The following is a 25136-nucleotide window of genomic DNA, read 5'->3' on the forward strand; positions in this document are numbered from 1 at the left end:
ATGATCTCTATTACTAATCTCTCTTACTACATCGGGGGCCGCCCGCTGTACGAAAATGCAAACATGTTCATCAAGCCGAAAGACAAGATCGGACTGATTGGACTAAACGGCCGCGGAAAATCCACCCTGTTGAAAATTATCAATGGCGATCTTAAGATCGACAGTGGCTCCGTCAGTAAAAGCAACGAATGCACCATTGGCTTCCTGAACCAGGACCTCCTCTCCTATCAGACCGAGGACTCTATTCTAACCGTGGCTATGGGCGCGTTTAAAGAGGTCGTGGAGATTGAGCGTCAGCTGGAAGACACCATCAAAAAACTCGAAACCGAATATTCTGACGAGCTGGTAGAAAAACTGGCCAAACTACAGGAGCGTTTTGATCACCTGGATGGTTACACCATTGAGTCTAAGGCTGAAGAAGTGTTGGAAGGTATCGGTTTTACCTCCGCTGACCTGCACCGGCCCCTCAAACAATTCTCCGGCGGCTGGCGCATGCGGGTGATGCTGGCCAAACTCCTCCTCGAAAAGCCGTCGCTGCTCATGCTCGATGAGCCTACCAACCACTTGGACCTTCCTTCCATCGAGTGGGTGGAAAATTACTTACGCAATTACGAAGGTGCCGTTATTGTTGTATCGCACGACCGTACCTTCCTCGATAACGTCATCACAAAAACCGTCGATGTCACCCAACAGCAACTGGTGACCTACGAGGGCAATTTTTCCTTTTATCTGGAGGAGAAAGAGCTGCGCCAGGAAATTCAACAAGGCGCGTATGAAAACCAGCAACAGAAGATACGCCAGACGGAGCGTTTCATCGAGCGCTTCAAAGCAAAGGCCACCAAAGCTCGCCAGGTGCAGTCGCGTGTCAAGTCGCTGGAAAGAATGGATATGATCGAAGAGGTTGTAGACGATACTGCTGCCGTGAACTTCCGGTTTAAGTTCAACCAGCAGCCTGGCCGGTACATTGTCACCCTCGACCATGTATCAAAGGCCTATGGCGCGCTGGAAATCCTGAAAGACACCAGCATAAACATTGAGCGCGGTGACAAGATTGCGCTGATTGGCGCCAACGGAAAAGGAAAGTCTACCCTCCTCCGTATTGTCGCGGGGGAAGAGCCTGTAGAGGGCGAACGCACGCTGGGCTTCAATGTCATCAAAGCCTTCTACGCACAGCACCAACTCGAGTCGCTTCGCGTGGATAATGAAATCCTCGAAGAGATGCTACAAGCCGGCTCCGGCAAACCCGAGCAAGAGCTGCGAAATGTGCTGGGATGCTTCTTGTTCTCGGACGAAGACGTCTTCAAAAAGATCAAGGTATTGTCCGGTGGTGAGAAATCGCGTGTAGCCCTGGCGAAAACCCTTATTTCAGAAGCCAACTTTTTGTTGCTCGATGAGCCGACCAACCACCTGGACTTTATCTCGGAAAACATCCTGATCCAGGCACTGCAGCAATACGCCGGAAGCTTTATTGTTGTATCGCACAATCGTCACTTTGTAAGCCATATCGCCAACAAGATTTGGTACATCGAAGACAAGAAGATCAAAGAATACCCGGGCACGTACGACGAGTACGAATACTGGCGCAAAAAGAATGAAGCACAGCAGGTAAAGGCAGAGCCGGCGAAGCCTGCCAAAAAAGCTGAGCCTGTCGCTCCGAAACCCGCCAATACTCCAAGCCAAGAAGCGCGTCGGAAACAGCTGGAAAAAGATTTGCGTAAAGCAGAGGAAGAAGTTACACGACTCGAAGAGACCAAAAGCAAGCTCGAAATCGAACTGGCAAGTCCGGAGGTCTTTGGCAAGCCCGCGAAGTTAAAAGAAGTACAAGCTGCCTTCGAGAAGACGGGAGCAGCGTTGGCCGAGGCCAATAAAAAATGGGAAGCATTAGCTACTGAGATCGACGGACTTGGATAATAGTCTACGTGTATATCTGAGCCGGCCAACTCCGGGGCCAGAGCCGTTCCCCGGAGTGATGGCTGGAGCTCATTTTAAAGATGTATGATGAGACAACGCAATTCTTTTCTTGCCACTATAGTAGTGGTTTCCCCAGGATTGAACGTTCTTTTTCACCACTACCTGCACGACAGGTGCGTAAACAGGTCCATGTGTCTGATCATGAACCGACCCCTGCGAGGAATCCGAACAACCTTCCATCACGATGCTGATTCCTAAAAGCGCCGTAAGAAACAGTAGAGCATACAAGGATACGTGTATCCGCTTCTGTAATCTGCTTTCCAAAGTACTATCCATACAAACGAAGGGCTTTTTCGGTTATTTAACTACTTAGACACCCCTTGGTAGTAAAAGGTTGGAATGGTTTAATGAAAAATATAACGAAATCTTAATCCGATATCGAATGTCAGCGGCGCTGCCGTTACAGGCTGATCTGATTTGTAAATCGAGTTCAGCGGGTAGCGCAGGCCCGGGTTCAACGCCAAACGATAGTGTTTGCTAAACCGGTAACTGAGCTCTGTTCCCACCAGGCCGCTAAAGTTCACTGTGCGATAGGGTGAGCCTGAACCACTGCCTTCTGTAGTCTTTTCAACGTTGTCGCCCTCCGGCGTAATTGTGTTCTGAATAAAGAGATCTGTTGACAGACCACCGTTCAGCTGTACGCCCACCTTGCGATTTACCAGCAGGTATCCCGCCTGCAGCGGTACACTAACAAACTGCAGGCTGTTATTGACATTATAAGGAGCCGTCGGCACCACCGTCGACATCATAGACTCTGATGACTGTTTGTCGGCCGACATAATGGAATTAACTGACGGCGCCGAGAAGTTTTCGTAGTCTGCCGTCCCTACCGCGCTAGCCGTATAGTCAGACGCCTGGGTCATGTAATTTAATCCTCCCTGCAGCACCCAACGCGAAGAGATTCGCGTCCCCATGCTTATCCCTACGGAATACGAGCTTCCGGAGGCCTTTGCTTGTTGATCAGCCACCTTGCTGACCGCGCTCGAGCGGGCATCTGCCATCATCAGGCTACCACCCGAATTCGATACACTGGAGTTAATATTGTTAAACGAGCCGGCGGCAAATCCTACAGACGTCCACAGTTTCTCGGAGCCAAATTCGTCGTCATTGTGTTTGTCCTTTTTCTCTTTTGCGTTCGCATCCTTCTCCTGCTCATCCAGGCGAGCCAGCAATGCCATCAGCGGGTCAACTGTCGAAGCAGGCTCCACTTTCATGCTGGCCGGTTTTTGAACACGCGTCCCAAGCGATGTCACTACCGGAGTAGCTTCGGAAGGTACGGGTGAATAGGCCAGCATATATTCCGTTTGCTGACCAGCAGGAGGTGTCGTTGTAATCGTCGTTGCCGTTGCACCATCCGTAGTCAGAGCGTTCTTGCTCTTTGTACGCTGACTGCCATTTGCCACTACCGTCTCGCGACGCGCTGCAGCTGTTTCATTGGCCTGTGCCAGGCGAACGTTGTCCTGACCGATACGGTCAGATAATATGTTTTGCTTATCGCTACCGTTGTGCGATTGCCCCGGGAGATTGGTTTCGCCCGCCACTGTTGTTTCATCGGTCGTCGCATCCCCTACCCGACGACGCGATGTCGCTCCCGAACGCTGCTGCGTCACCACTGTTTGTGGCTGTCCATTTTCCGATGTGATCGGAGTATTACCCGCAATACCATTTCGTCCTGGTGTCGATGCGCGCACGTGGGCAGTATTCGCCTGTTCCGTTGTTACCCGTGCGTATTGCTGCTGCGCATCACCCGAGCCTGCATCAGTATTATTTGTAGCGGCCAGTGTCTGTTGACCCGCGCTCGTCTGCCCCTGGTGGGATCGGCTACCGTCGGCTTTCAATGGCTCGGTGTTCTGGCCATCCATTGTATGCATCCGGCTATGCCGAGCTTCCTCACGTGCCACAGCCTGCTGTGTCGTCGTGCTGTTACGTTGCGCCGTTGCATTTTGCGTCAAAGGAGTCTGCGAATTTTCCGTCAGGGTGGTTTGAGTCTGTCTATCGCTCTCTTGCGTGGTCTTGTTCGGGTGTGTTATATCGGTCACCGCGTCTTGCATTTGCTGACCATCAGTGCTTACACCCGAGGTTGCTGCTGCTCCTTGCGACGATTCTTGCTGCGTATCCGCTGCAATCGTCGGCGTTGTAGTGTTGTTGTTCGCTCCAGCGGGCACTTCCTGATACGCCAGTTGCCCGACTGCGCCCGTTAATTCCTGGTCCTTCAGCAAATAATAGCCCATACCGGCAACGCTCAATGCAAACGCGATCGATGCTGCGGCCAGCAACTGATAGAATACCAGGCGGCGCTTCATCTTGCCTCTTTCGGCTTTCATCAAGTCCAGCTCGATGTTTGTCCATACGTTTTCCGATGGACTCACGCCGGCTCCATCAAAAGTCTGCCGAAAGGCACCTTCTACCTTGCGACTCTCCGTATCGTCCATAATACGTTCGATATTCGCCCATACGTTATCCGATGGACTCACGCTGGCTTCATCAAAAGCCCGCTTGAAAGCATCTTCAAACTTTCGACTCTCCATATCGTTCATAATACGTTGATTCATTTAACAGCCGCTGTTGTAACAGGCTCTTCGCCCGCGCGAACTGCGACTTCGACGTTCCTTCGGAAATGCCGAGCTGCTCAGCAATTTCCTTGTGACTAAAGCCTTCTATAGCGAACAGGTTGAATACGATCTGACATCCTTGCGGCAGCGCCTGTATCATTTCCAGCAACTGGGTGAAGTGAATTCCCGATATGCTCATCTCCTCCTCCGGAAGATTGGTCTCTTCAATATCGACCATAGGGAACAGGTAAAGCTTTTTGCGTTTAGCGTTCAGTGCAGTGTTCACCATAATGCGGGTGATCCAGGTCTCCAGCTTAGACTCTCCCCGGAAATTGCCGATCGCTTGGAATACCTTGACAAATCCTTCTTGTAAGATGTCCTCAGCTTCGGGGGTAGCTTTCGAATAACGCAGGCAGACGACCATCATTTTTCGGCAATAGAAGTCATACAGAGCGCGTTGTGCACCCCGGTCGCCTTTTCGGCATCCTTCAATAAGCTCGTTTTCGCTGAGCATTAGTCCGTATTGTCGCCGTTTTGCATGTTAGACACCATCTTGTACCCTAAAGTTGGAATCGTTTGGCGGATATTTCCCACAAAACCTTGGCCATTCCCTATCGAAAACGTTTCTTTAGAAACAAAAACAAATGGCCTGTAAGGTGGGCACCCCTTGGTAAAACGCATGAACATAACGCTTAATTCCCTCATTATTATATCTTTAGCCGCATTATCTGCGTGCGTTCCGATTAACCAGCCTGCCGCCACGTCTACTCCCGGCGGAAAAGTCAAAACCCTGCAGCTCATCGACCGGGCCTACGAATCGGTCATCAAAACTATCCAGCTCCATCCCAACGCCCAGCCCCTGGACCCCGCCGTCACCCGTCTGGGCCAATGGAACCTCGTGCTGGAATTCGACGACCTGCGCGACCACAACGACAACTACTACGCCAGGATCGTACACTGTAACTACGACTGGACACCGTCAAATTTAAAAGACCTCGATTTCATGACGGGCTACAACGAGTTTCCCATCAACACATTCGCGTTCTCGGTCGACACGCACGTTCCTTTTGTGCACTATACGTTCAATGTACCCGGTGTTAAGCTTCCCGGCAATTATGTCCTGGTTGTTTATCGTGAGTCGAACAAAGATGACATCATTCTGAGTCGCCGCTTTATGGTGTACCAAAACCAGGTGACCTTCAAGCGCGATGGCAACCTGATCGGCCCCGGTAACGCGGCCGACATCAGCCAGCAGCTCAACTTCACCATCAATTATCAGAACGTCAACATCATGAATGCCATGACGGACCTACATGTTAACATGCGTCAAAACCAGCGCTGGGATAACATCGTTAGCGATGTTCGCCCCAGCTTTGTGCGCGAGATCGAAAAGGAAATCGAATACCGCTATTTTGATGATGCGAAAATGTTCCGTGGAGGAAACGAGTTCCGGTTCTTCGACCTGCGCTCGCTTAACTATCCGGGCCAGAACGTGGACCGCATCAACAAAACGGCTAAGCCTTTCGAAGCCTATATTCAAAAAGACAAAAGCCGCGAGAACGAAGCTTATTCCCAACCGCAGATTCCAGACATCAACGGTAACTTCAACCTCGACAACTATGACTACCGCGACATGGCGTATGCCAACTACGTAAACGTCAACTTCACGCTGGCCGTACCACCCGTCGCCAATGGCGATGTGTATGTTGCCGGTGCGTTCAACTACTGGAATCTCGGTGTCGCTAACAAAATGAAGTACGACACCGTGCAGAATGCCTATACCGCCAGGATGTTACTCAAGCAAGGCTGGTATAACTATCAATACGTAGTCAAAGCGCCTAACCGCCCTTCCTATATGTTCGAGGGAAGTCACTTTGAGACAGAAAACTTCTACGAGATCTTCGTGTACTATCGCCCGTACCAGCCTCAGGCCGACCTGCTTGTCGGCTATGAACGGATCGACACGAACCCGCGGCGCTAAGCGTAGACCATTTCCTGGTGGGGCGCCCGTTGTATAGAGTCGTTGTTCGCGACGTCCAGCATGCCGAAGCCTTTGTGTGTGAAGTGGCCCAGGCCATTTTCATATACAAATTGCTGCACTTCCTTAGCCGCATACAGCGTGAAGGGAAAAGTATAGCCCCGTACCTCGAACTTCACATCGTTGTCGTACAAGGGATAAATGCGTGCAAACTTTTTATGCGATGCCTGAATACGCTGAATATAATCGTGGTCGGGAACAATCTGGAATTTATAGAACGATGTCAACTGTTCGGCAGTATACCGCGCATAAGCCTCCATGCGGGCAATTGTAGAGTCGTATAACAAGTCAGAGAACTCATCGCTCTCCGGAGAGACGAACTTCTTACCGCTTTCGTCATTAAAGGCCGCCGGAATTACGACTACCGGTGAGATACACAGGAAGCGCGCCTCATCGCCGATCGTTACCGGCTCTTCCTGCTCTACGGCATCGGGCACCAGGTGCAGGTTACCGACAATTACTTCTTTCTGTTCAAACAAACGGGCCAGGAAATAGTCCATGAAGCCTTTGTCTGAGCAGGCAAATACCAGGGTCACTTTGGACGAGAAGTAATGCAGCCCTTTCCGACTGACCTTCGTCTGACCTTTGAGGCCTGAAAAGTTGTAGTGCGTAAAATCCAGGTAATTCTTTTCAGGGCCGAAAATCAGCAGCCCTTTAATAACCTGTGCCAAAAGATACTGATGGTGGAACGGCACATAGGCTCCCCTATTCTTCAGTGAAAAAATAATCCTGGTTCTCAAAACCCAAAAATTTAGCCTGGGGGTTAAAAAATTAACCAATTTAAAAAACGCGCTCTATACTGAGGGTGAGCGGTTTATAAAGCTAAGAAAAAACAGGAAGCTTTCACTGCTTTCAGCAAAGAAAACTTTACACGTTAAACCGGAAATGCATCACGTCGCCGTCGCCTACTACATACTCTTTCCCTTCCACCGACATCTTGCCGGCCTCCTTGCAGGCTTGCTCCGTTTTATAGTGTTGATAATCAGCGAATTTTATAACCTCTGCACGAATAAATCCCTTCTCAAAATCGGTGTGAATAACACCGGCTGCCTGGGGTGCTTTCCAGCCTTTCTTTATAGGCCATGCCCGCACTTCTTTTACACCCGCTGTGAAGTAGGTGGCCAGGTTTAGCAAATGGTATGAAGCCTGCAATAACTTGTTCAAACCCGACTCTTTCAAACCATATTCAGCCAGAAAAACAGCCCGGTCTTCTTCACTTTCTAACTCGGCAATCTGCGCTTCAATCGCCGCACTGATAATCACTACCTCGGCATTCTCCCCTTGTATATGTTTGCGCAGGGCGTCTACGTGTTTGTTCCCCGTATGGATAGACTCCTCTTCTACGTTTGTTACATAGATCACTGGCTTGGCTGTCAACAGCTGAAGATCAGCCACTGCCTTTTTATCTTCTTCGTCGATTTGCAGCGCGCGTGCATTCTTTCCTTCCAACAAGGTCTCCTTGTACTGCAACAACACCGACAGTTCTTTCTTCAACTTGGCGTCGCCGGCCTTCGCCGCTTTTTCTACACGCGCTATTTTCTTCTCCACCGATTCCAGGTCTTTCAATTGCAGCTCGGTATCGATGATCTCTTTATCCGCCACCGGATCTACCCGGCCGTCTACGTGCACAATGTTGTCGTTCTCAAAGCAGCGTACCACGTGTACAATGGCATCCACTTCGCGAATGTTGGCCAGAAACTGGTTACCCAGCCCTTCTCCTTTGCTGGCACCTTTTACCAGACCGGCAATATCCACAAACTCGATGGTCGTCGGTACAACGCGTTCCGGTTTCACCAACTCTTCCAGCACTTTCAACCGGAGATCGGGTACGGAAATCACGCCCACGTTTGGCTCGATCGTACAGAAGGGGAAATTGGCCGCCTCCGCCTTATTGTTTGAAATAGCGTTAAAAAGCGTCGATTTGCCTACGTTTGGTAGTCCTACGATCCCACATTGAAGTCCCATGGTATTGATTCTCTTAATTAAGGCCGCAAATATAACAATCGCCCGCCGACACAAAAAGAAAAGCCCCTGCGTATGCAGGGGCTTTCCCAGGTTATTATAGGTTCGGGGTTAGGTAAGGTCAATCCCATTTGAGGTCAGTGTCCAGCGACGAAGGTTTCGCACCCGCCGTTGCCGTCTCTTCGTGCTCATGTTCATGCTCGTGCGGATGATCGAATTGTGTGAAATCGACATCCGGCATTAACTCTTGCTTTACGTGATTTACAGTGTTGGTCAACGCTTCCAGAAACTTATTGAAGTCTTCCTTATACAGAAAAATCTTATGCTTTTCATACGAAAAACCATCTTCCTTAAAACGCTTCTTGCTCTCTGTGATCGTCAGGTAATAATCATTAGAACGGGTAGACTTCACATCAAAAAAATACGTCCTCTTGCCGGCCTTTACTTTCGTTGAGTAGATCTCATCTCTACCGCTTGTCTTGTTTTCTTCCACAATCCGTCAAATTTAAGGTTAGGTTTAAGTTTGGTTCGAACTAAGTTAGTACTTTGGGTCTTTAATACAAAACTAACCCATCATATTTCGTTAACGATTCCGGTCAGGACATCAATTTTATTTGATAACAAGTCCAATATACTGAACAATATTTCGTTTTTCCAAGCACTGTGAAGGTAGATCTGACAAAAATTAACCCCCACACCAGTCTCGAACTGCTTGCCCGTCAGTTAGTAGAAGGGTTTATTACCGGACTCCACAAGTCCCCCTACCATGGGTTTTCGGTCGAGTTTGCGGAACACCGACTCTACAACGAAGGTGAAAGCACCCGTCATCTGGACTGGAAAGTATATGCCCGCACCGACCGGTTGTTTACCAAACGCTACGAGGAGGAAACTAACCTGCGTTGCCTCATTGCCATTGATGTCTCTGCATCCATGTTCTACCCGGCGGCTACCCAGGCTAAAATTCAATTCACCAAATATGCTTCGGCTGCCCTGGCCTACCTGCTAAATCGCCAGCGCGATGCCGTCGGTTTATGCCTGTTTTCCGACACCGTGCACGAGCTGACACCGGTAAAGTCTACTCCCACGCACCTGAATAAAGTACTCCGGTTGCTCAATGACCTCGAACAATACAAGCCACAGACACCCACGAATACAAACGTAGCCCGGGTCCTGCACGAAGTAGCCGAGAAAATTCACAAGCGCTCCCTGGTTATTCTCTTCAGCGATATGTTTGATTCAGCGGAGAGTGCCGACGATTTATTCAAGGCCTTGCAACACCTCAAACATAACAAACACGAGGTGGTGGTCTTTCACGTGATGGATAACCAAACGGAATTGTATTTCAGTTTTGAAGACCGGCCGCTGGAGTTCGTCGACCTGGAAACGGGTGAAAAACTAAAGCTCAACCCAGCCGATGTCAAACAAACCTATCAGGACGAAGCAGGTCGTTTTTATAAAGCGCTCAAGATGCGCTGCAACCAATACAAGATCGACTTTATCGAAGCCGATGTTAAGAGTGACTTCAATCTTATTTTACAGACGTACCTGATCAAGCGCGCCAACATGCGCTAAGACGAAAAGAAAAATTCGTTAACACCAGGCGATAGCTTTACGCCCTCGCAGCAGGTATTAACGAATCTTCCATACGGTATTGAATGCTGCCTTACGCCGCAATCTCCTGGTGCAACCAGGCCTTCTTGGCAACAAGCTCCTCAGAGGTCTCTACATAGTCTGGATCCGGCACGCAACAATCGACCGGACATACCGCCGCACACTGCGGCTCTTCGTGGAAACCCGTGCACTCAGTACACTTGCCTGCCACGATATAATAAAACTCTTCCGATACAGGTGCCTGCGGGTCTTTGGCATCAACAGCCGACCCGTCTTCTAATTCAACCTGCTCCAGCTTCGTGCCCCCAGCCCAATTCCACTCGCGGCCGCCTTCATAGATAGCCGTGTTGGGGCATTCCGGCTCGCATGCACCGCAGTTGATACATTCGTCCGTGATAATAATAGCCATGCCTTCTAATTTTGGTCCGTTACAAATACAAAAATAAACGATTCATTCGTAAAACGGAGACCCCTCTGTAAAAGTTTAGGGAATATCCACTTTTTCAGTAGGAATTCGCGCGTATTTTCAATTCGCTTACGTTTGTATGGTATTTCCGACACACTGCTTTGCGCTGCTTTCCCTACTTTTGCCCTCCGTAAGCGGCCACACACAACATGAACATCGAAGAAAGAATACATGCCCTCGCGACATTGGGCACCCATCTCCAGGAGTTGACCCACGACGAATTTCAGTCGATCGCCGACCGTGCATCGCGTGAAAATCCCTGGTTCACACAAGACAATGTACGCATGGCATTCGACGGCATCATCCGGATGCTGGACGAAAGCAAACTTCGTACATGGATTGCACCGTACACGTTTCCAGGCACTTCCCGCCTGGTCGCGCTGGTCCTGGCCGGCAACATTCCGCTCGTTGGTTTTCACGATTTGCTGGCCGTACTAATCAGCGGCCACCGTGCCCTCGTTAAGCTCAGCTCGAAAGACGCAGCATTGCCGAGGCTTATACTCGAAACCCTGGCCGTCATCTCGCCTGCGCTCCATGCACAGGTGCAAATCGCCGAGCAGCTAAAAGACTTTCAGGCTGTGATCGCCACGGGCAGCGACAATTCCGCACGCTACTTTGATTATTACTTTAGCAAGTACCCACACATCATCCGGAAGAACCGGACGTCCGTCGCGATCCTTCAAGGCGATGAAACCGAAGCCGAGCTTAGCGCGCTCGGCACCGACATCTTCAGCTACTTCGGCCTGGGCTGTCGCAACGTCTCCAAGCTGCTGGTACCGGAGGGCTATACGTTCGATCGTTTCTACCCGTCGCTGGATGCACACCGCGACATCATTCACCATCACAAGTATTGCAACAATTACGACTATCAAAAGTCGATCATGCTCGTCAATAGCACAAAATTCCTTGATAACGGATTCCTGATGTTACACGAGAGCACCCGGCAGGTCTCCCCTATCTCCGTTGTATACTACGAACACTATAAAACCCCGGAAGCACTCGCCGCAAACCTGGCAGAAAATTCAGACAAGCTGCAGTGCATTGTCGGTCGGGCGCCGGGGGCCACTGTGCCGTTCGGCCAGGCACAGTTCCCGGAAGTATGGGACTATGCCGACCGCGTCGATACGCTGCAGTTCCTCTCCACGCTATAGGAGTTAACCACCAGCATCAAAACAAAGAAGGCTGCCTTTTGGGCAGCCTTCCTTTTTCACTAATTACTATCTACTATTTACTAAGGCTTTGTACCACGAAGCACTTCCACCCAACCGGTCAACGGATCGCCGTTGCCAATCTTCAGGCGGTAGAAGTAAATACCGTCTGATGTGTCTTTCGCATCCCAGTTATTCTGGTAAGCGTTGGAAGAGTACACTTGTTTACCCCAACGATCGCTAATCACCAGCTTCGCACCGTTGTCTGCCGGCAGGTTGCGGATAAAGAACAGATCGTTTATACCATCCTCGTTCGGTGTAAAGATGTTCGGAATATAGATATCGGTATCCAGCGGCACGCGGCCGATCAATTCGAACTCACAGCCACCTTCATCCCGTATCGTTACGCTGTAGCGACCGGCGGGCAGGTGATCGTAGTCTTTCTGATATCGCTGGTTGCTATTGAGCTCTACTGGTTCCCAGTTGGTCTGGTATGATTGCCCTGGCACCGCCGCGGAATCCAACTCGATCTGGATTTCATACGGCACCTCGCCGCCGACAAAGTTCACCACTTCCATGGTCCCGTTGAAGATATCCGGGTACGATTCTGTGCGTTTGCCCACTTGCGCGCCAAGCTGCTCACGTACTACATAATCCTTCTCCTCGGCAGCCATGATTCCACATGTCATGTTTGTTTGCGTTACGCGAATCACATATTCATCTGGTATCGCTATGAACTGATAAGTGATCGGATTATCAAACGAAAACGATCTGGCAGTCGTCGACGCATAGGCCATTTCACTGCCGAATTTGCGGAAGATGCGAATGTCAAAGCTTGTTCCAGGCTCACCTTTCAGATTGTCCAATATCAGCGAAACAACATTGTCATTACACTGTGTGAGTATATCATACGAAACTGCCTGTGCACCACCGATGGTGAATGGTCCCTGGCGGGTCGGGCAAAGCGCATCGCTGGTCTTCACATAGATATAGTACGTGCCCACGATCAGGTTCTCAAATTTGTACGGCAGATCGGTGGGGCCGGAAGAGGTAATAGGAGTATACGTCTCGGGCTCCACGAAGGCATCTTTTGTGATACCAATCTCGTACGCGCCTAAGTTCGGGAATGACACATCCAAATGACCACTCAACCCGTTGTTCGAACAATCGGCATCGTTCACAGTGACATCGAATTCTACAAAGCCCGGGAACGTTACATCGACTGAGAAATCACGTGTACACGTGCCATCGCTCACGGTCAGGGTATGCGTTCCACCGACCAGGTCGGTAAATGAGTTGCCCGGTTGGAATGATCCGCCATCCATCGAGTAGCTATAACCACTGCCTGCACCGCCCGTTGCCGCGATGTTGGTCACTGCGCCGCCATCGTCGCAGGTCGCAGGTTCTACTGTATAGGTTGCTTGCAGCTGAGGCCGTTGAGCGTTGATGGTTACGGATACTTCTGCCACACAAACATCCGACGCATCGTCGCGGAACAGGATGTTGTAGGTTCCATTCGGCGGCAGCACGTCGATCGTATTGCCCGATACAAAGTTACCTATCCAGGTAACGCCGCCGTCCAGTGAGTATTCGTACGGTGAGTTACCACCTGTCAAAGTAAACGTAGCCTTACCCGTTTCTTCGCCAAAGCATACCGCATCGATCACATTGGATACGGCCGCGTCTACGGTAGGTCGTAACGGCAAACTAATCGAGCGTTCGCAGCTATTGCCTGCAACATCCGCGATGGTGAATTTATAGTCGTCCGGAGACAAGCCTGTATACGTAATAGTGCCTGCAAACTCAGAATCCTGACGGAGGTATCCGGTAGTCAATCCGGACAAGCTCAAACCATAACGTCCACTAACATCACCGCTGTAGTGGATCACTATTACACCATCCGCCTGGTCGTCGCACGTAGGACGTTTTGTCAACGTAGCGTCTACGCTTACTGTAAAGACGAAGCAATTCGGACCAACCGGGTTACACGCAGGATCCGAAGCACTGCGCAATGTCAGTGTGAACGTTGATAACTGACGACTACAAGAAGTACCTGTGCGGATGCCAATGACCACAAAATTGGTCGTCGCCGTGATCGTACCGATGTTGAGTGTAATGTTGCTCCCGTTACCCGGTCTGGAATCTACCAGTGCGTTGTCGGACAGGCGGCGCAGCTCATACGTGACGGCGGCTTCAGAGTTAGCAACCAGTACCGTTGCACTGTTGCCTGGACATACCGCCGTTGCGCTCGGTGTCACCGTAGTCATTATCGGCAGCGCATTCACGCGCACTACCGCCGTGTCGGTCAACAGCGCAGAACAAGTTCCATTGTTGGCAAGCACACTGTAGACTGTTGTGGTCGTCAGTACTGGAGTCACCAGTCCCAACGGACTGCCGGTACCCAACACCGGACTACCCACCAGCGTACCACCTACCTGCAACTGATAGCTTACGCCCGATTGCGAACCGGACAGTTGCACTGTCGAGGTCGCGCCTTCGCATATGCGCACCGGCACCGCGGTGGCTGTCAGAGCAAGATTGATCGTGCCGCTGACATTGATCGTTACTTTAGTCGTCAACTCGATCCCCGGACACTGCGTGCCGCTCGCGAAGACATTGAATGTCGTACTCGCGCTCAGGACATCGGTCGCGAGTATAATATCGCCACCTGTACCTGTAACCGCAGAACCAACAAGAGCATCATTAGCATCGTTACGAAGCTGATAGCTAATGCCCGCTTGCGAACTTTCCACACGTATGTTGGCCTTGCCACCTACACAAATCGGAGGTGCCGGTGCAGCAATGGATACAATGCGGTCTTTTACCGCCGGCTCAACCGTGACGGTCGCTATGTTATTCATCTGTACCGAACACTCGGCGCTCGGATCTGTATTCTTCGCCAGTACATTAAAGGTCGTCGTTGCCGTCAGCGCGCCGGTAGGCAGTGGCAATACGCTTCCGTTGCCGGTCAGCGGTGTACCCACCAGGCTATTGTCGGCATCGAGACGCAACTGGTATTCCACATTTGTCTCCGAACCCGTGATTTCGATCATTGTGCTGCCACCTTCGCAGATAACAGGGTCGGCCGGCGCGATTGGCAGCGTAACGTCTACGACACCTTTCACATCGATCACCGGTACGGTGAAGAGCTCAACCGCCGGACATGCCGTGCCACTGGTAGCCAGAATGTTCACCGTGGTTTGTACCGTCAGCGGCCCGGTGTTCAACGTAATCGTACCACCGTTTCCTGTTGCGGGAAGACCGATGTTGCTGTTATCGGCGTCGTTACGAAGCTGATAGCTCACGCCTGCCTGCGACGCAAAAATATAAATGTCTGTACTTCCTCCTACGCACAGCGGGTTATTGTCCACGCTGATATTGAGGTTCGGATCCGGATTTTTTTCAACCGTAACAGTAGCGCGCTGTGTAAGCTCGATCGAGCAGGTTGCATTGCTCGCCAATACGTTGAATTCGGTCGTTTGTGTCAGCGTTCCGGTAGACAGGTCAATGGGGGCTCCTGTTCCAGTCACGGGAGTTCCAACCAGGCTGTTGTCTGCGTTCCTCCGGAGCTGGTATGTTACACCATTCTCCGATCCGCCCAGGCGAATCGTGGCAGTACCAGTCTCGCAGATCGGTCCGCTCGCCGTCACGGTAAAGCTCGTGTTGATCACACCTTGTACTACGACATCCAGCGGCGTAGCGGGGAAGTCTACCGTCGCACAACCCGTCAGCGATGCCCGTACAATAAACCGCGTAGTGGCCGTCAGCGCTCCGGTTGGGAGCAAGATCGTGGTACCAGGGCCTGTGCCAGTCACCACACCGCCAACCGGCGTGTTGCTGTCGGCATTGATCAGCTGGTAGCTCACGCCAAGTTGCGGATTCACTACAGAGATATCACTGCTACCATTCATACATACCGGTGTCGGATTTGCGCTTACCGCCAGGGTCGCATCCAATCCGTTCAGGATCGTAATACGGATGGTCTCGCTCGCGCGGTCACAAGGACCGACCGGGTCGTTAGTTATGTAAATCAAGTCGGCAAAGCCAGCCGCTATGTCATTCGGGCCGGGCGTATAAATCGCGTCTGCCTTTGTTGCATCGTCAAATGTACCATCACCCGTCAGCGTCGTCCACGAAGCGGAGCTTGCACCACCCCCAAACGTTCCGTTCAACGGTTGCGTGTTTGTACCCGCGCAAACGGTCTGAGGAGATCCCGCGTCAACAATGGGCGCGGCGTTGATGCGTACCACCATCGTGTCGATCATCACGCACGTACCGACAGCATTCAGGTATATCACAACGCTATCGCGTGCAATATCCTGCAGCCCTATTTTATAACTGGTTAACGGTGTCGCCGTATTACCAAATACACCATCACCATCTGTTGTCCATAGAATACCCGTAGCAGACCCGCCAAATGTTCCCGTCAGGTTAACGTCTGTGACGTCTGAACAGATCGTCTGATCCGGACCAGCGTTGACAGTAGCGGCCGGTCTGATGGGTACTACTACATTGTCCGATACCGGTGCGCAGGGGCCAGCCGTGGTCGCCGTAAGCGTTACCGTTGCGGCAGCGATGTCGCCTGCCCCCGGAGTATAGGTAGCATTCGCCAACGTAGCGTCATCAAAGGTACCATCGCCGGATGTTGTCCACACCACACCGGTTGTGCCGGTGAACGTAGCTGTTACAGCGATCACCTGATTCGCGCATACATCGGCCGGGCCACTGGCATTCACCGTCGCACCGTTGCTGATAGAAATCTCTACCTGGTCAGTCAGTGCTGTACACGGGCCTGCACCGTCAGGATCCGTCGTTGTCAACGTCAGCGTTACGCCACCGGCGGTGATTTCCGCCGCGGACAGCGTATATACTGCATTCAATGTCTGATTGTCCGGGGCAAAAGTGCCCGTACCGCCGCTCCACGTAGCCGTGGTGGCGGAAGAGTTGGTCGGGAAGCTACCGGCCAGCGTCACGTCGGTATCGCCTGCACAAATGAGCTGGTCAGTACCTGCGCTCACGAGGGCTGCAGGGTTGATGGTAATCGTTACCGCATCCGTCTTGACAGCGCAAGGACCGGTTGTTGTCAACGTCAGCGTTACTGTACCGGCTGTTCTTTCGGCAGCGCTCGGTGTATAGACAGCATTTAGTGTCGTGTTGTTCGGGGCAAATGTGCCTGTGCCCCCGCTCCATGTACCGCCTGTTGCACCGCCGCCTACCACACCCGCCAGTGTCACGGTCTGATCGGCGCAAATAGCCGCAGCCGCGCCGGCATCGACGGTCGCTTCCGGCAACACCTCAATGGTGATCGTCGCCGGTGAACTTGTACATGTAGCATTGCTTACGGTCAGTTGACCATTGTAAGAATCAGCCGGTACTGTTGTAGGGAAAGTGATCACGATAGGCGAAGCCATCATGGTAGCACCAACAATGTCGGCGAAGCCAGCGGCTTTCGCTGCCGCATTGAAGATGATGCTATAGGTCGCTGGTGTGCCGGTCGTACCCGTGTACGCCATCTCGACGGAACCATCACCTTCGCAGGCCTCCAGGGTAGAGGTAGTCAGTGTAATCGTCGGAAGCGCCAGGATGGTTACAGTCACCGGATAGTTGGTGCTTTCACACAGACCTGTACTTCGGCGCACTTTCAGCGTAGCATTATACGTGCCGGCAACAGCCGATCCAGGGATCGTTATCGCGATCGGACTGGCTGGGAGTGTCACGTAGGCCACATCGACAAAGCCAGCAGTTTGCGCGGCAGCATCGAAGTCAAGCGTGTATTGATCCGGCGTACCCGTGGTACCCGAGTACGTGATGGAAGCCGTCGTTGCCCCCAGACATACATCGGGACTTGCGTCCGTTACTGTAATGGTCGGCGCCGTCGTCAGCTCAATCGTGAAGGTCGAATCCGGGCTCGTGCAGCTAACCGCTCCATTCACAGTCGTCACATTGATGGTCGCGTTGTATATGCCTGCCGCTGCGGTTGCAGAAACGGCAACCACGATCGGGCCAGACGCCGGCATTGTCACGTTCGCGATGTCCGCAAAGCCAGCTGTGTTGGCAGCAGCGTCGAAGTTGATCGAGTAATTCTGAACAGGTACGTTGGTCGTATACGCCAGGTTAACCGATGTCGCCCCCACGCACGCAGACGGGTCGGGCCCCGGTGTGATGATCGGTGTTTGTAGTATCTCGATTTCGAGAGCATGGTCAACCAAACACGTTGTTGTGCTATTGCGGAAGGTTACTACGGCATTGTATGTCGCCGCGTCTGCACCTACCGGGATGTTGATCGTAATATTGGTGTTATACGGTGCGTTGGTCACGTCCACAAAACCCTCAGCTTTCGCCGCCGCGTCAAAGACGATACTGTAGAAGTCGGGGCTGCCATTCAGGCTTGAAGTCAGGGTTGCCGTCGTGGCACCCTGGCAAACAGTAACAGGATCGGTAATCGACACAATGTCTACGGCCGGCTGTACCGTGATCGTCACGGGTATACCCGCGCTGGTACAACCTGCGGCGCTGTTGCCCACACTCAGTACAGCATTGTACGTGCTGCCCATTGTCACACCTGCAGGAACCGTCACCAGGATCGGGTTGGTCAGGCCACCATTCGTCACGTCGGTGAAGCCTGCAGCCTGTGCCGCCGCATCGAAGTCGAGTGTATATTGGTTCGGGCTGCCCGTAGCGGTAAAGAAAATCCGTGCCGTTGCGTCACCAAAGCAAATCACGGGCGCCGTCGTCACGGTTACCGTCGGGGTGGTAATCACGTCGACGTTAAACGGCACAGGCGGTGAGCTGACGCAGGATGCAACGCTGTTCCGCACAACGATCGTCGCAGCATAGCTGCCCACAACCGCAGTACCCGGCACGTTAATCACGATCGGGTTTGTCAGCGTGGCGTTCGTTATATCCGTAAAGCCGGCCGCTTTCGCCGCCGCGCTGAATACAATGCTATATTGATCGGGGCTTCCCGTAGCCGTATAATGAAGGTCCGCGGTCGGCCCACCCACGCAGACAGAAGCGTCGTCGAGTATGGTGATCGCCGGTTTCTCCAGTATTCTCACCTGGATATTCTTCACCGCACTGGAGCAGCCCGTGGTGGCATTCTTCACTGTCACGGTAGCGTTATACGTACCGGCAGCAGCTGTCGTCGGCACCACAATCGTAATCTGGGCAGCCGGCAATGTCGCGTCGGTAATATCTACAAATCCCTGGCCCTGGGCCGCCGCATCGAAGTCGATGCTATAGCGATTAGGCGTTCCCGTCGCGCCGCTGTAAGGCAGGATCGCCGAAGAGCTACCCTGGCAAACCGGGTTGATTGTCCCGAGCGTCACATTGGGCAAGGCATTGATACGGATGGTAAAGCTGCGGTTCGGGCTGGCACAACCCGCTGCCCCCGCTTTCACAGAAAGGGTAGCGGTATAATTGGTCGCCGTCGCCGTGGTCGGTATGGTTATTTGAATCGGCGCTCCCCCGGCCGGCAGCGTAGCATCCACCACGTTGGTGAATCCTGCTGTTTGCGCGGCGGCGCTGAAAGTAATGCTATACAAAGTAGCCGGAGAGCCTGTCGTGACATACGACAAAGGCGCGATCGTTGCACCCAGGCAAACCGTCGTGGGTGTTGTCACCGTCAGGGTCGGGCTATCCACCACCTCAATGGTGAACGGATACGCCGTGCTCGGACAAGCTTCCGCACCCGTGCGGTACACTGTCACCGTGCCATTGTAAACACCCAGGGCCGCACCGCCAGGTACTGTAATGACAAAGCGTCCCGACGCCAGGGTCGCGCCCGTAACGTCAGCAAAACCAGCAGTCTCCGCCGCAGCATCAAAGTCAATATCATAGCGGTTCGGAGTACCTGTCGGATTCGTATAAGGTAGATTGACCGTAGTTGTTCCACGACATACTGTCGGGCTCGCCCCCAACGTGATGGTAGGCGTATCGATCAACTGAATATTGATGTTGCGGTTCGTGCTCCTACAGCCCGATACCGAGCTGCGCACGGTAAGCGTCGCACTGTACAATACGTTCGGAAGCGCAGTCCCAGGAATCGGAATCGCGATCGGTCCGGGCGTAGCGGGCAATGTAGCGTCTACAACATTGACAAAACCGGCTGCCTGCGCAGCGGCATTGAAGGTAATGCTGTACAGATCCGGGTTACCGGTAGTCGTTGTAAAGGGCAGGTTCGCCGTGGTGGCGCCGATACACGGGCGGGGATTAGTTCCCAGCGTAATGGTCGGCAGTGGCACGATGGATATCGTGATGGTCTGCGGCACACTGCCGCAAGTCACCGTCGTATTCCGTACGGTGAGTGTAGCCGTATAGCTTCCCGCAGGAACACCCGCCGGTATCGCGATCGTGATCGGGCTGACGGGCAGCACGGCATCTACGATATCGACAAATCCGGCGGCGTTGGCCGTGGTATTAAAATCCAGGCTGTAGCGATCCGGGCTTCCGCTGGTGCCCGTATAGGGCAATGTCGTCGAGCCCGCTGTGGCGCTAACGCAGGCACTCGGGTTCGTTGTCGACAGGGTGATCGAAGGGGCTGTCAGGATCGTCACCGTTACGGTCATCGGGGCGCTCGGACAGGTTGTCGTACTGTTCGCCACGGTCAGCGTCGCGGTATAAGAGCCTGCTGTGGCAGTGGTCGGAATGGCGATCGTAATGGAGCCCGCCGGCAATACAACATTGGTGATGTCTGCAAATCCTGCCGTATTAGCGGCCGCGTCAAAATCCAGGGTATAGCGGTTGGGAGTCCCCGTCGCGCCGCTGTAGGGCAGCGTAGCGGAAGTGGCACCCAAACACACCGGATCGATCGTACCGGGCGTGATCGATACCGATGGATTGATCACAATATTAATGTTCTGTACCTGGCTCGCGCAGGTGGTTGTCAGGTTGCGTACCGACAGGGTAGCCGCATATGTACCCGCCGGGGTGTTCGGCGGCACGGCAATGCCGATCGGGCTGGCCGGCAACGTAGCGTTGACTATGTTGGTGAAGCCCGCCGTAATAGCCGCCGCGCTGAAAGTGATACTATATTGTGTCGGGGCACCGGTTGTAGCACTGTACGGCACGTTTACCGTGGTACCCGTCGTGCTAAAGCAGATCGGAGCGATCGTACCCAACGTGATCGTCGGGCGCGGGCTTACCGTGATCGTAACGTTGATCGGGGCGCTCGTACAGTTCGTCGTACTGTTACGTACCGTCAGCACACCGTTGTAGGTGCCTGCGGCAATGTTCGTCGGCAGGGTAACAGACATGGCACCCGCCGGCAGGTTGACGTTGGTCACATCCGTCAGGCCGGCAGTCTGGGCCGCGGCGTCGAAATCGATGCTGTACTGATTCGGAGCACCGGTGGTGTTGGTATACGGCAGGCTGGCCGCAGCATCGCCCTGGCAGGCCTGGGCGTTCGGGGTCAGCGTAATAGTAGGGACAGTGTTGATCGTGATCGAAATGTTCTGCGTCGCGCTCACACATCCGGCGGCGGCGTTGCGCACTGTAATGGTGCCCGTATAGGTACCGGGTGCAGCGCCGGCAGGCACCGCGATCGTGATCGGGCTGACCGGAAGTGCAACATTTGACACGTCGGCAAAGCCTGCGGTGTTCGCCGCGGCGTTGAAGTCTATGCTATACTCGTCCGGGGTACCCGTTGTATTGGTGTACGGCAGGCTGGCGCTCGTCGTGCCGGCACAAACCGGCTGGATTGTACCCAGTGTGATGGTCGGCGCAGGCAGGATCGTTACCGTGATAGTTTGCGTAGCACTTGTACAGCCCGTGACACTGTTGCGAACGGTCAGCGTGCCAGTGTACGTTCCGACCGGGGCGGCCGGAGGCACGGAAATGACGATCGGCGTAGCGCCCAGCGTCGCGTTGGTCACATCAGCAAAGCCTGCAGTCTGGGCCGCGGCGTTGAAGTCGATGCTGTATTGGTCCGGGGCACCGGTTGTATTCGTATAAGGCAGATTGGCCGAGGTTGAGCCGAAACACACCTGCGGATTAACGCCAAGCGTGATCGTCGGAACATTGATGATCGTAATGGTTACGTTCACCGGCGGAGCGCTCACGCAACCCGTTGTAGTATTGCGCACTGTCAGCGCAGCGTTGTAGCTGCCCACAACCGCGGTACCGGGAATCGTCACGGTGATCGCGCCCGCCGTCAGCGTGACATTGGTCACATCAGCAAAGCCCGCTGTGTTAGCCGCGGCGTCGAAGTCGAGGCTGTACTGGTTCGGCGAACCGGTCGTACCGCTATACGGTATGCTGGCAGTCGTGCTGCCGATACACACCGGCTGGATCGTACCCACCGTAATCGTTGGAAGCGCGTCGATCACGATCGTGATCGGATATACGATGCTTTCACACGTTGTCGTACCATTGGTCACCGTCAACGAACCACTGTATGTGCCGGCCGGCGTGTTGGCCGCTACCGGTATTGTGATCGGGCTGGCCGGAAGTGTAACACCCGTTACATCGACAAAGCCGGCCGTGTTCGCCGCGGCGTTAAAGTCTATACTATAGAGTGTCGGGCTATTGGTTGTCGCCGTGTAAGGCAGTGAGACGGACGTCGCCGTGGTGCTGAAGCAGATCGGCGCGATCGTACCCAGCGTGATGGTCGGCAAAGGCAAGATTCTCACCGTAATGGTATGAGTCGCGCTCGTACAGCCCGTAACACTGTTGCGAACGGTCAGCGTGCCTGTATAGGTTCCAACCGGACCGGCCGCAGGCACAACGATGACGATCGGCGTAGCGCCCAGCGTCACGTTAGTCACATCAGCAAAGCCTGCAGTCTGGGCCGCGGCGTTGAAGTCGATGCTGTATTGGTCCGGGGCACCAGTCGTATTTGTGTACGGCAGGTTGGCCGAGGTCGAACCGGAACACACCTGCGGATTAGCACCCAGCGTGATTGTCGGAACACCGATAATCGTAATGGTCACGTTCACCGGCGGAGCGCTCACGCAGCCCGTTGTAGTATTGCGCACCGTCAGCGCAGCGTTGTAGCTACCCACAACCGCGGTACCGGGAATCGTCACGGTAATCGCGCCCGCCGTCAGCGTGACGTTGGTCACATCAGCAAAACCCGCTGTGTTAGCAGCGGCGTCGAAGTCGAGGCTGTACTGGTTCGGCGAACCGGTCGTACCGCTATACGGTATGCTGGCAGTCGTGCTGCCGATACATACCGGCTGGATCGTACCCACCGTAATCGTTGGAAGCGCGTCGATCACGATCGTGATCGGATATACGATGCTTTCACACGTTGTCGTACCATTGGTCACCGTCAGCGAACCGCTGTACGTACCGGCCGGCGTGTTGGCCGCTACCGGTATTGTGATCGGGCTGGCCGGAAGTGTAACACCCGTTACATCGACAAAGCCGGCCGTGTTCGCCGCGGCGTTAAAGTCTATACTATAGAGTGTCGGGCTATTGGTTGTCGCCGTGTAGGGCAGCGAGACGGACGTCGCCGTGGTGCTGAAGCAGATAGGGGCAATCGTACTCAACGTAATCGTCGGGCGCGGACGCACCGTAAGCGTATAGTTGATTGGGTCGCTGACACAGCCGGTCACGCTGTTGCGTACCCGCAGCACACCATTGTACGTGCCCGCGGCAATACCGGTCGGAACCGAGATCAGGATCGGGCTCGCATTCAGGGTTGCATTGGTCAGGTCGGTCAGACCGGCAGCTTGTGCGGCGGCATCAAAATCCAGGCTGTACTGATCCGGCGCGCCAGTAGTGTTGGTATACACCAGATCTGCCGTGGCATCGCCCTGACAGGCCAGTGCAGCCGGATTGATCGTAATCGTCGGCAACGCAATGATAGTCACCGTAAACGGCACCGCCGGATTGCTCACGCAACCCGTTGTGAGATTTGTTACTGTAATCGAACCGTTGTACGTACCCACTGGGGCACCGCCAGGAACGACCAGTGTAATGTTGCCCGGGGCAGCGGCCAGCGTAGCGTTCGTCACATTGACAAAGCCCGCGGTCAATGCGGCCGCATTGTACGTAATGCTGTAGCGGTTCGGCGAACCAGTCGTAGCAGAATACGGCAGTGTTGCACTGGTGCTATTGATACATACCGGTGTAACCGTGCCCAAGGTTATGGTAGGAAGTGCGTTGATAACGATGCTCACGGCCTGTCCATTAGACTCGCACGTCGTCGTACTGTTGGTCACCTTGAGTATCGCGTTGTATGTGCCGGCTGGCATTCCTGCCGGTACCGCGATGGTCAGCGGCGACGCAGTCAGCGCCTGGTTGACGAGGTCCGTAAAACCGGCGGTATTTGCCGCGGCGTCAAAATCCAGGCTGAATTGATTCGGAGAGGCAGTCGTGCCGGTGTACACCAGGCTAGCGGAAGTCTGACCAAAACATATCGGAGCGATTGAAACACCCGTGATGGTAGGCAGCGGATTGATCGTAATGACAATGGAGCCCGACATGATGCGGGGCATACAAAGCGCAAAGCTGGCCCTGACGGTCAGCGTTTGTCCATTCGTAAAAGATGCCGCCGGCACCGTTATGGTGATCGGCCCGCCGGTACCCGGCGCGGTGTGCCCCGAGGGAGTTCCATTGACAAGGGCTTCGTACGTCACCCCGTTTTCCGATCCGCCAAGCTGGATCTCGATGTCTTCGCCGGTACAGACTGCCAACGGCCCGGCATTGGTAATGGTCTGAACAATCGGCTGCGGATCGGTAATGGTCCAGGTCTTGGTCGCGCTGCAATCCGAGTAATTATCTTCTATTAATAAGGTGTAGTCGCCACCCGGAAGGCCGGGGCGGCTCAGGAGGTTTGCCAGGTCCAGTGTACCAGTACCGTCAAAGGTACCCGTCAGCGGGAATCCCGGCAACGTGCTGGTGCTTGTCCAGGTATAGGTAAACGAACCGCCACCCGCAAGAACCTTCGAACCGCCGCCGATCGTCGCCTGTAACTGACCATCAGGGTTCGAACAGTCGGAGTTGGTCAGATCGTTGGTGCCGTCCGCAATGGTGATTGCCGGCAGCGCAACAAGATCGAGCCTGCCTGTGCTGGTGGTATTGATAACGTCATTACCCGGTCCGTTGGTAATCAGGAAACCAAAATTCGAAGGACCAAGCGTTTTGCCTGAGTTATAATATGTATAGCTTCCCCCTACCGGGATGAATTTGTTAAATTCGTTTTGCGTGGATCCCAAGACCGCGACCAAGTTTGCCGGCGCGCCATCGGACGTCGAGATGACCGTGAAAACAACATAGCCGTTGTTCGCCCCGCCACACGGATGGGACAGCGTCACGTCTACCCGCAGCGCCGGAAGGCCGTCGCTGGGATCGGCATCGCCGGTATAAGGCAAGGTCTGCCCGAACGAAGCCAGCGTAAGTAGAAAAAGAAGAATTGTCAGGTAGAGATTTCTAAGCATGTAAGC

General features: G+C 53.6%; 11 protein-coding genes. 4 read left to right on the plus strand and 7 right to left on the minus strand.

The features are described 5' to 3' along the window. Complete coding sequence (locus K7P01_RS22900; RefSeq protein ID WP_267296906.1) at positions 1–1911, plus strand: ABC-F family ATP-binding cassette domain-containing protein; 1911 nt, start codon at positions 1–3, stop codon at positions 1909–1911. A gap of 404 nt (positions 1912–2315) precedes the next feature. On the opposite strand, the gene K7P01_RS22905 is transcribed toward K7P01_RS22900, so the two are convergent. Further along, positions 2316–4523 (minus strand): outer membrane beta-barrel protein, encoded by a 2208-nt coding sequence (locus K7P01_RS22905; RefSeq protein WP_267296907.1) that lies wholly within the window; start codon positions 4521–4523, stop codon positions 2316–2318. Further along, on the minus strand, positions 4480–5037 hold the full coding sequence (locus K7P01_RS22910; RefSeq protein ID WP_267296908.1) for an RNA polymerase sigma factor: 558 nt from the start codon (positions 5035–5037) through the stop codon (positions 4480–4482). The genes K7P01_RS22905 and K7P01_RS22910 overlap by 44 nt, the downstream gene beginning before the upstream one ends. A 165-nt stretch (positions 5038–5202) precedes the next feature. On the opposite strand from K7P01_RS22910, the gene K7P01_RS22915 reads away from it, so the two are divergent. Continuing rightward, on the plus strand, positions 5203–6504 hold the full coding sequence (locus K7P01_RS22915; protein WP_267296909.1) for a type IX secretion system plug protein: 1302 nt from the start codon (positions 5203–5205) through the stop codon (positions 6502–6504). Here the strand turns inward: K7P01_RS22915 and cas6 are convergent. From cas6 to K7P01_RS22930, 3 genes are all read right to left on the minus strand, one after another. Beyond that, positions 6501–7301, minus strand: a complete 801-nt coding sequence (gene cas6, locus K7P01_RS22920; RefSeq protein WP_267296910.1) for a CRISPR-associated endoribonuclease Cas6 — start codon at positions 7299–7301, stop codon at positions 6501–6503. The genes K7P01_RS22915 and cas6 overlap by 4 nt on opposite strands. A 127-nt stretch (positions 7302–7428) precedes the next feature. Next, positions 7429–8526 (minus strand): redox-regulated ATPase YchF, encoded by a 1098-nt coding sequence (ychF, locus tag K7P01_RS22925; RefSeq protein ID WP_267296911.1) that lies wholly within the window; start codon positions 8524–8526, stop codon positions 7429–7431. A gap of 118 nt (positions 8527–8644) precedes the next feature. Beyond that, entirely contained in the window at positions 8645–9016 is a 372-nt protein-coding gene (locus K7P01_RS22930) for a PUR family DNA/RNA-binding protein (RefSeq protein ID WP_267296912.1), read from the minus strand. Positions 9017–9186: 170 nt separating this feature from the next. On the opposite strand from K7P01_RS22930, the gene K7P01_RS22935 reads away from it, so the two are divergent. Further along, positions 9187–10095 carry a DUF58 domain-containing protein gene (locus K7P01_RS22935; RefSeq protein ID WP_267296913.1) on the plus strand — a complete coding sequence of 303 codons (909 nt, stop codon included), beginning with the start codon at positions 9187–9189 and terminating at the stop codon, positions 10093–10095. 91 nt (positions 10096–10186) lie between these two features. On the opposite strand, the gene K7P01_RS22940 is transcribed toward K7P01_RS22935, so the two are convergent. Next, a complete protein-coding gene (locus tag K7P01_RS22940) occupies positions 10187–10543 on the minus strand; it encodes a 4Fe-4S binding protein (RefSeq protein ID WP_267296914.1) in 357 nt (118 codons plus the stop codon). A 206-nt stretch (positions 10544–10749) separates the two neighbouring features. Between K7P01_RS22940 and K7P01_RS22945 the strand changes: the two genes are divergently transcribed. Further along, on the plus strand, positions 10750–11751 hold the full coding sequence (locus K7P01_RS22945; protein WP_267296915.1) for an acyl-CoA reductase: 1002 nt from the start codon (positions 10750–10752) through the stop codon (positions 11749–11751). 80 nt (positions 11752–11831) lie between these two features. On the opposite strand, the gene K7P01_RS22950 is transcribed toward K7P01_RS22945, so the two are convergent. Continuing rightward, on the minus strand, positions 11832–25130 hold the full coding sequence (locus K7P01_RS22950; RefSeq protein ID WP_267296916.1) for a T9SS type B sorting domain-containing protein: 13299 nt from the start codon (positions 25128–25130) through the stop codon (positions 11832–11834). Positions 25131–25136: the final 6 nt, after the last annotated feature.

Origin of the sequence: Parachryseolinea silvisoli (assembly GCF_021190955.1) — a bacterium.
Lineage (GTDB): Bacteria > Bacteroidota > Bacteroidia > Cytophagales > Cyclobacteriaceae > Ohtaekwangia > Ohtaekwangia silvisoli.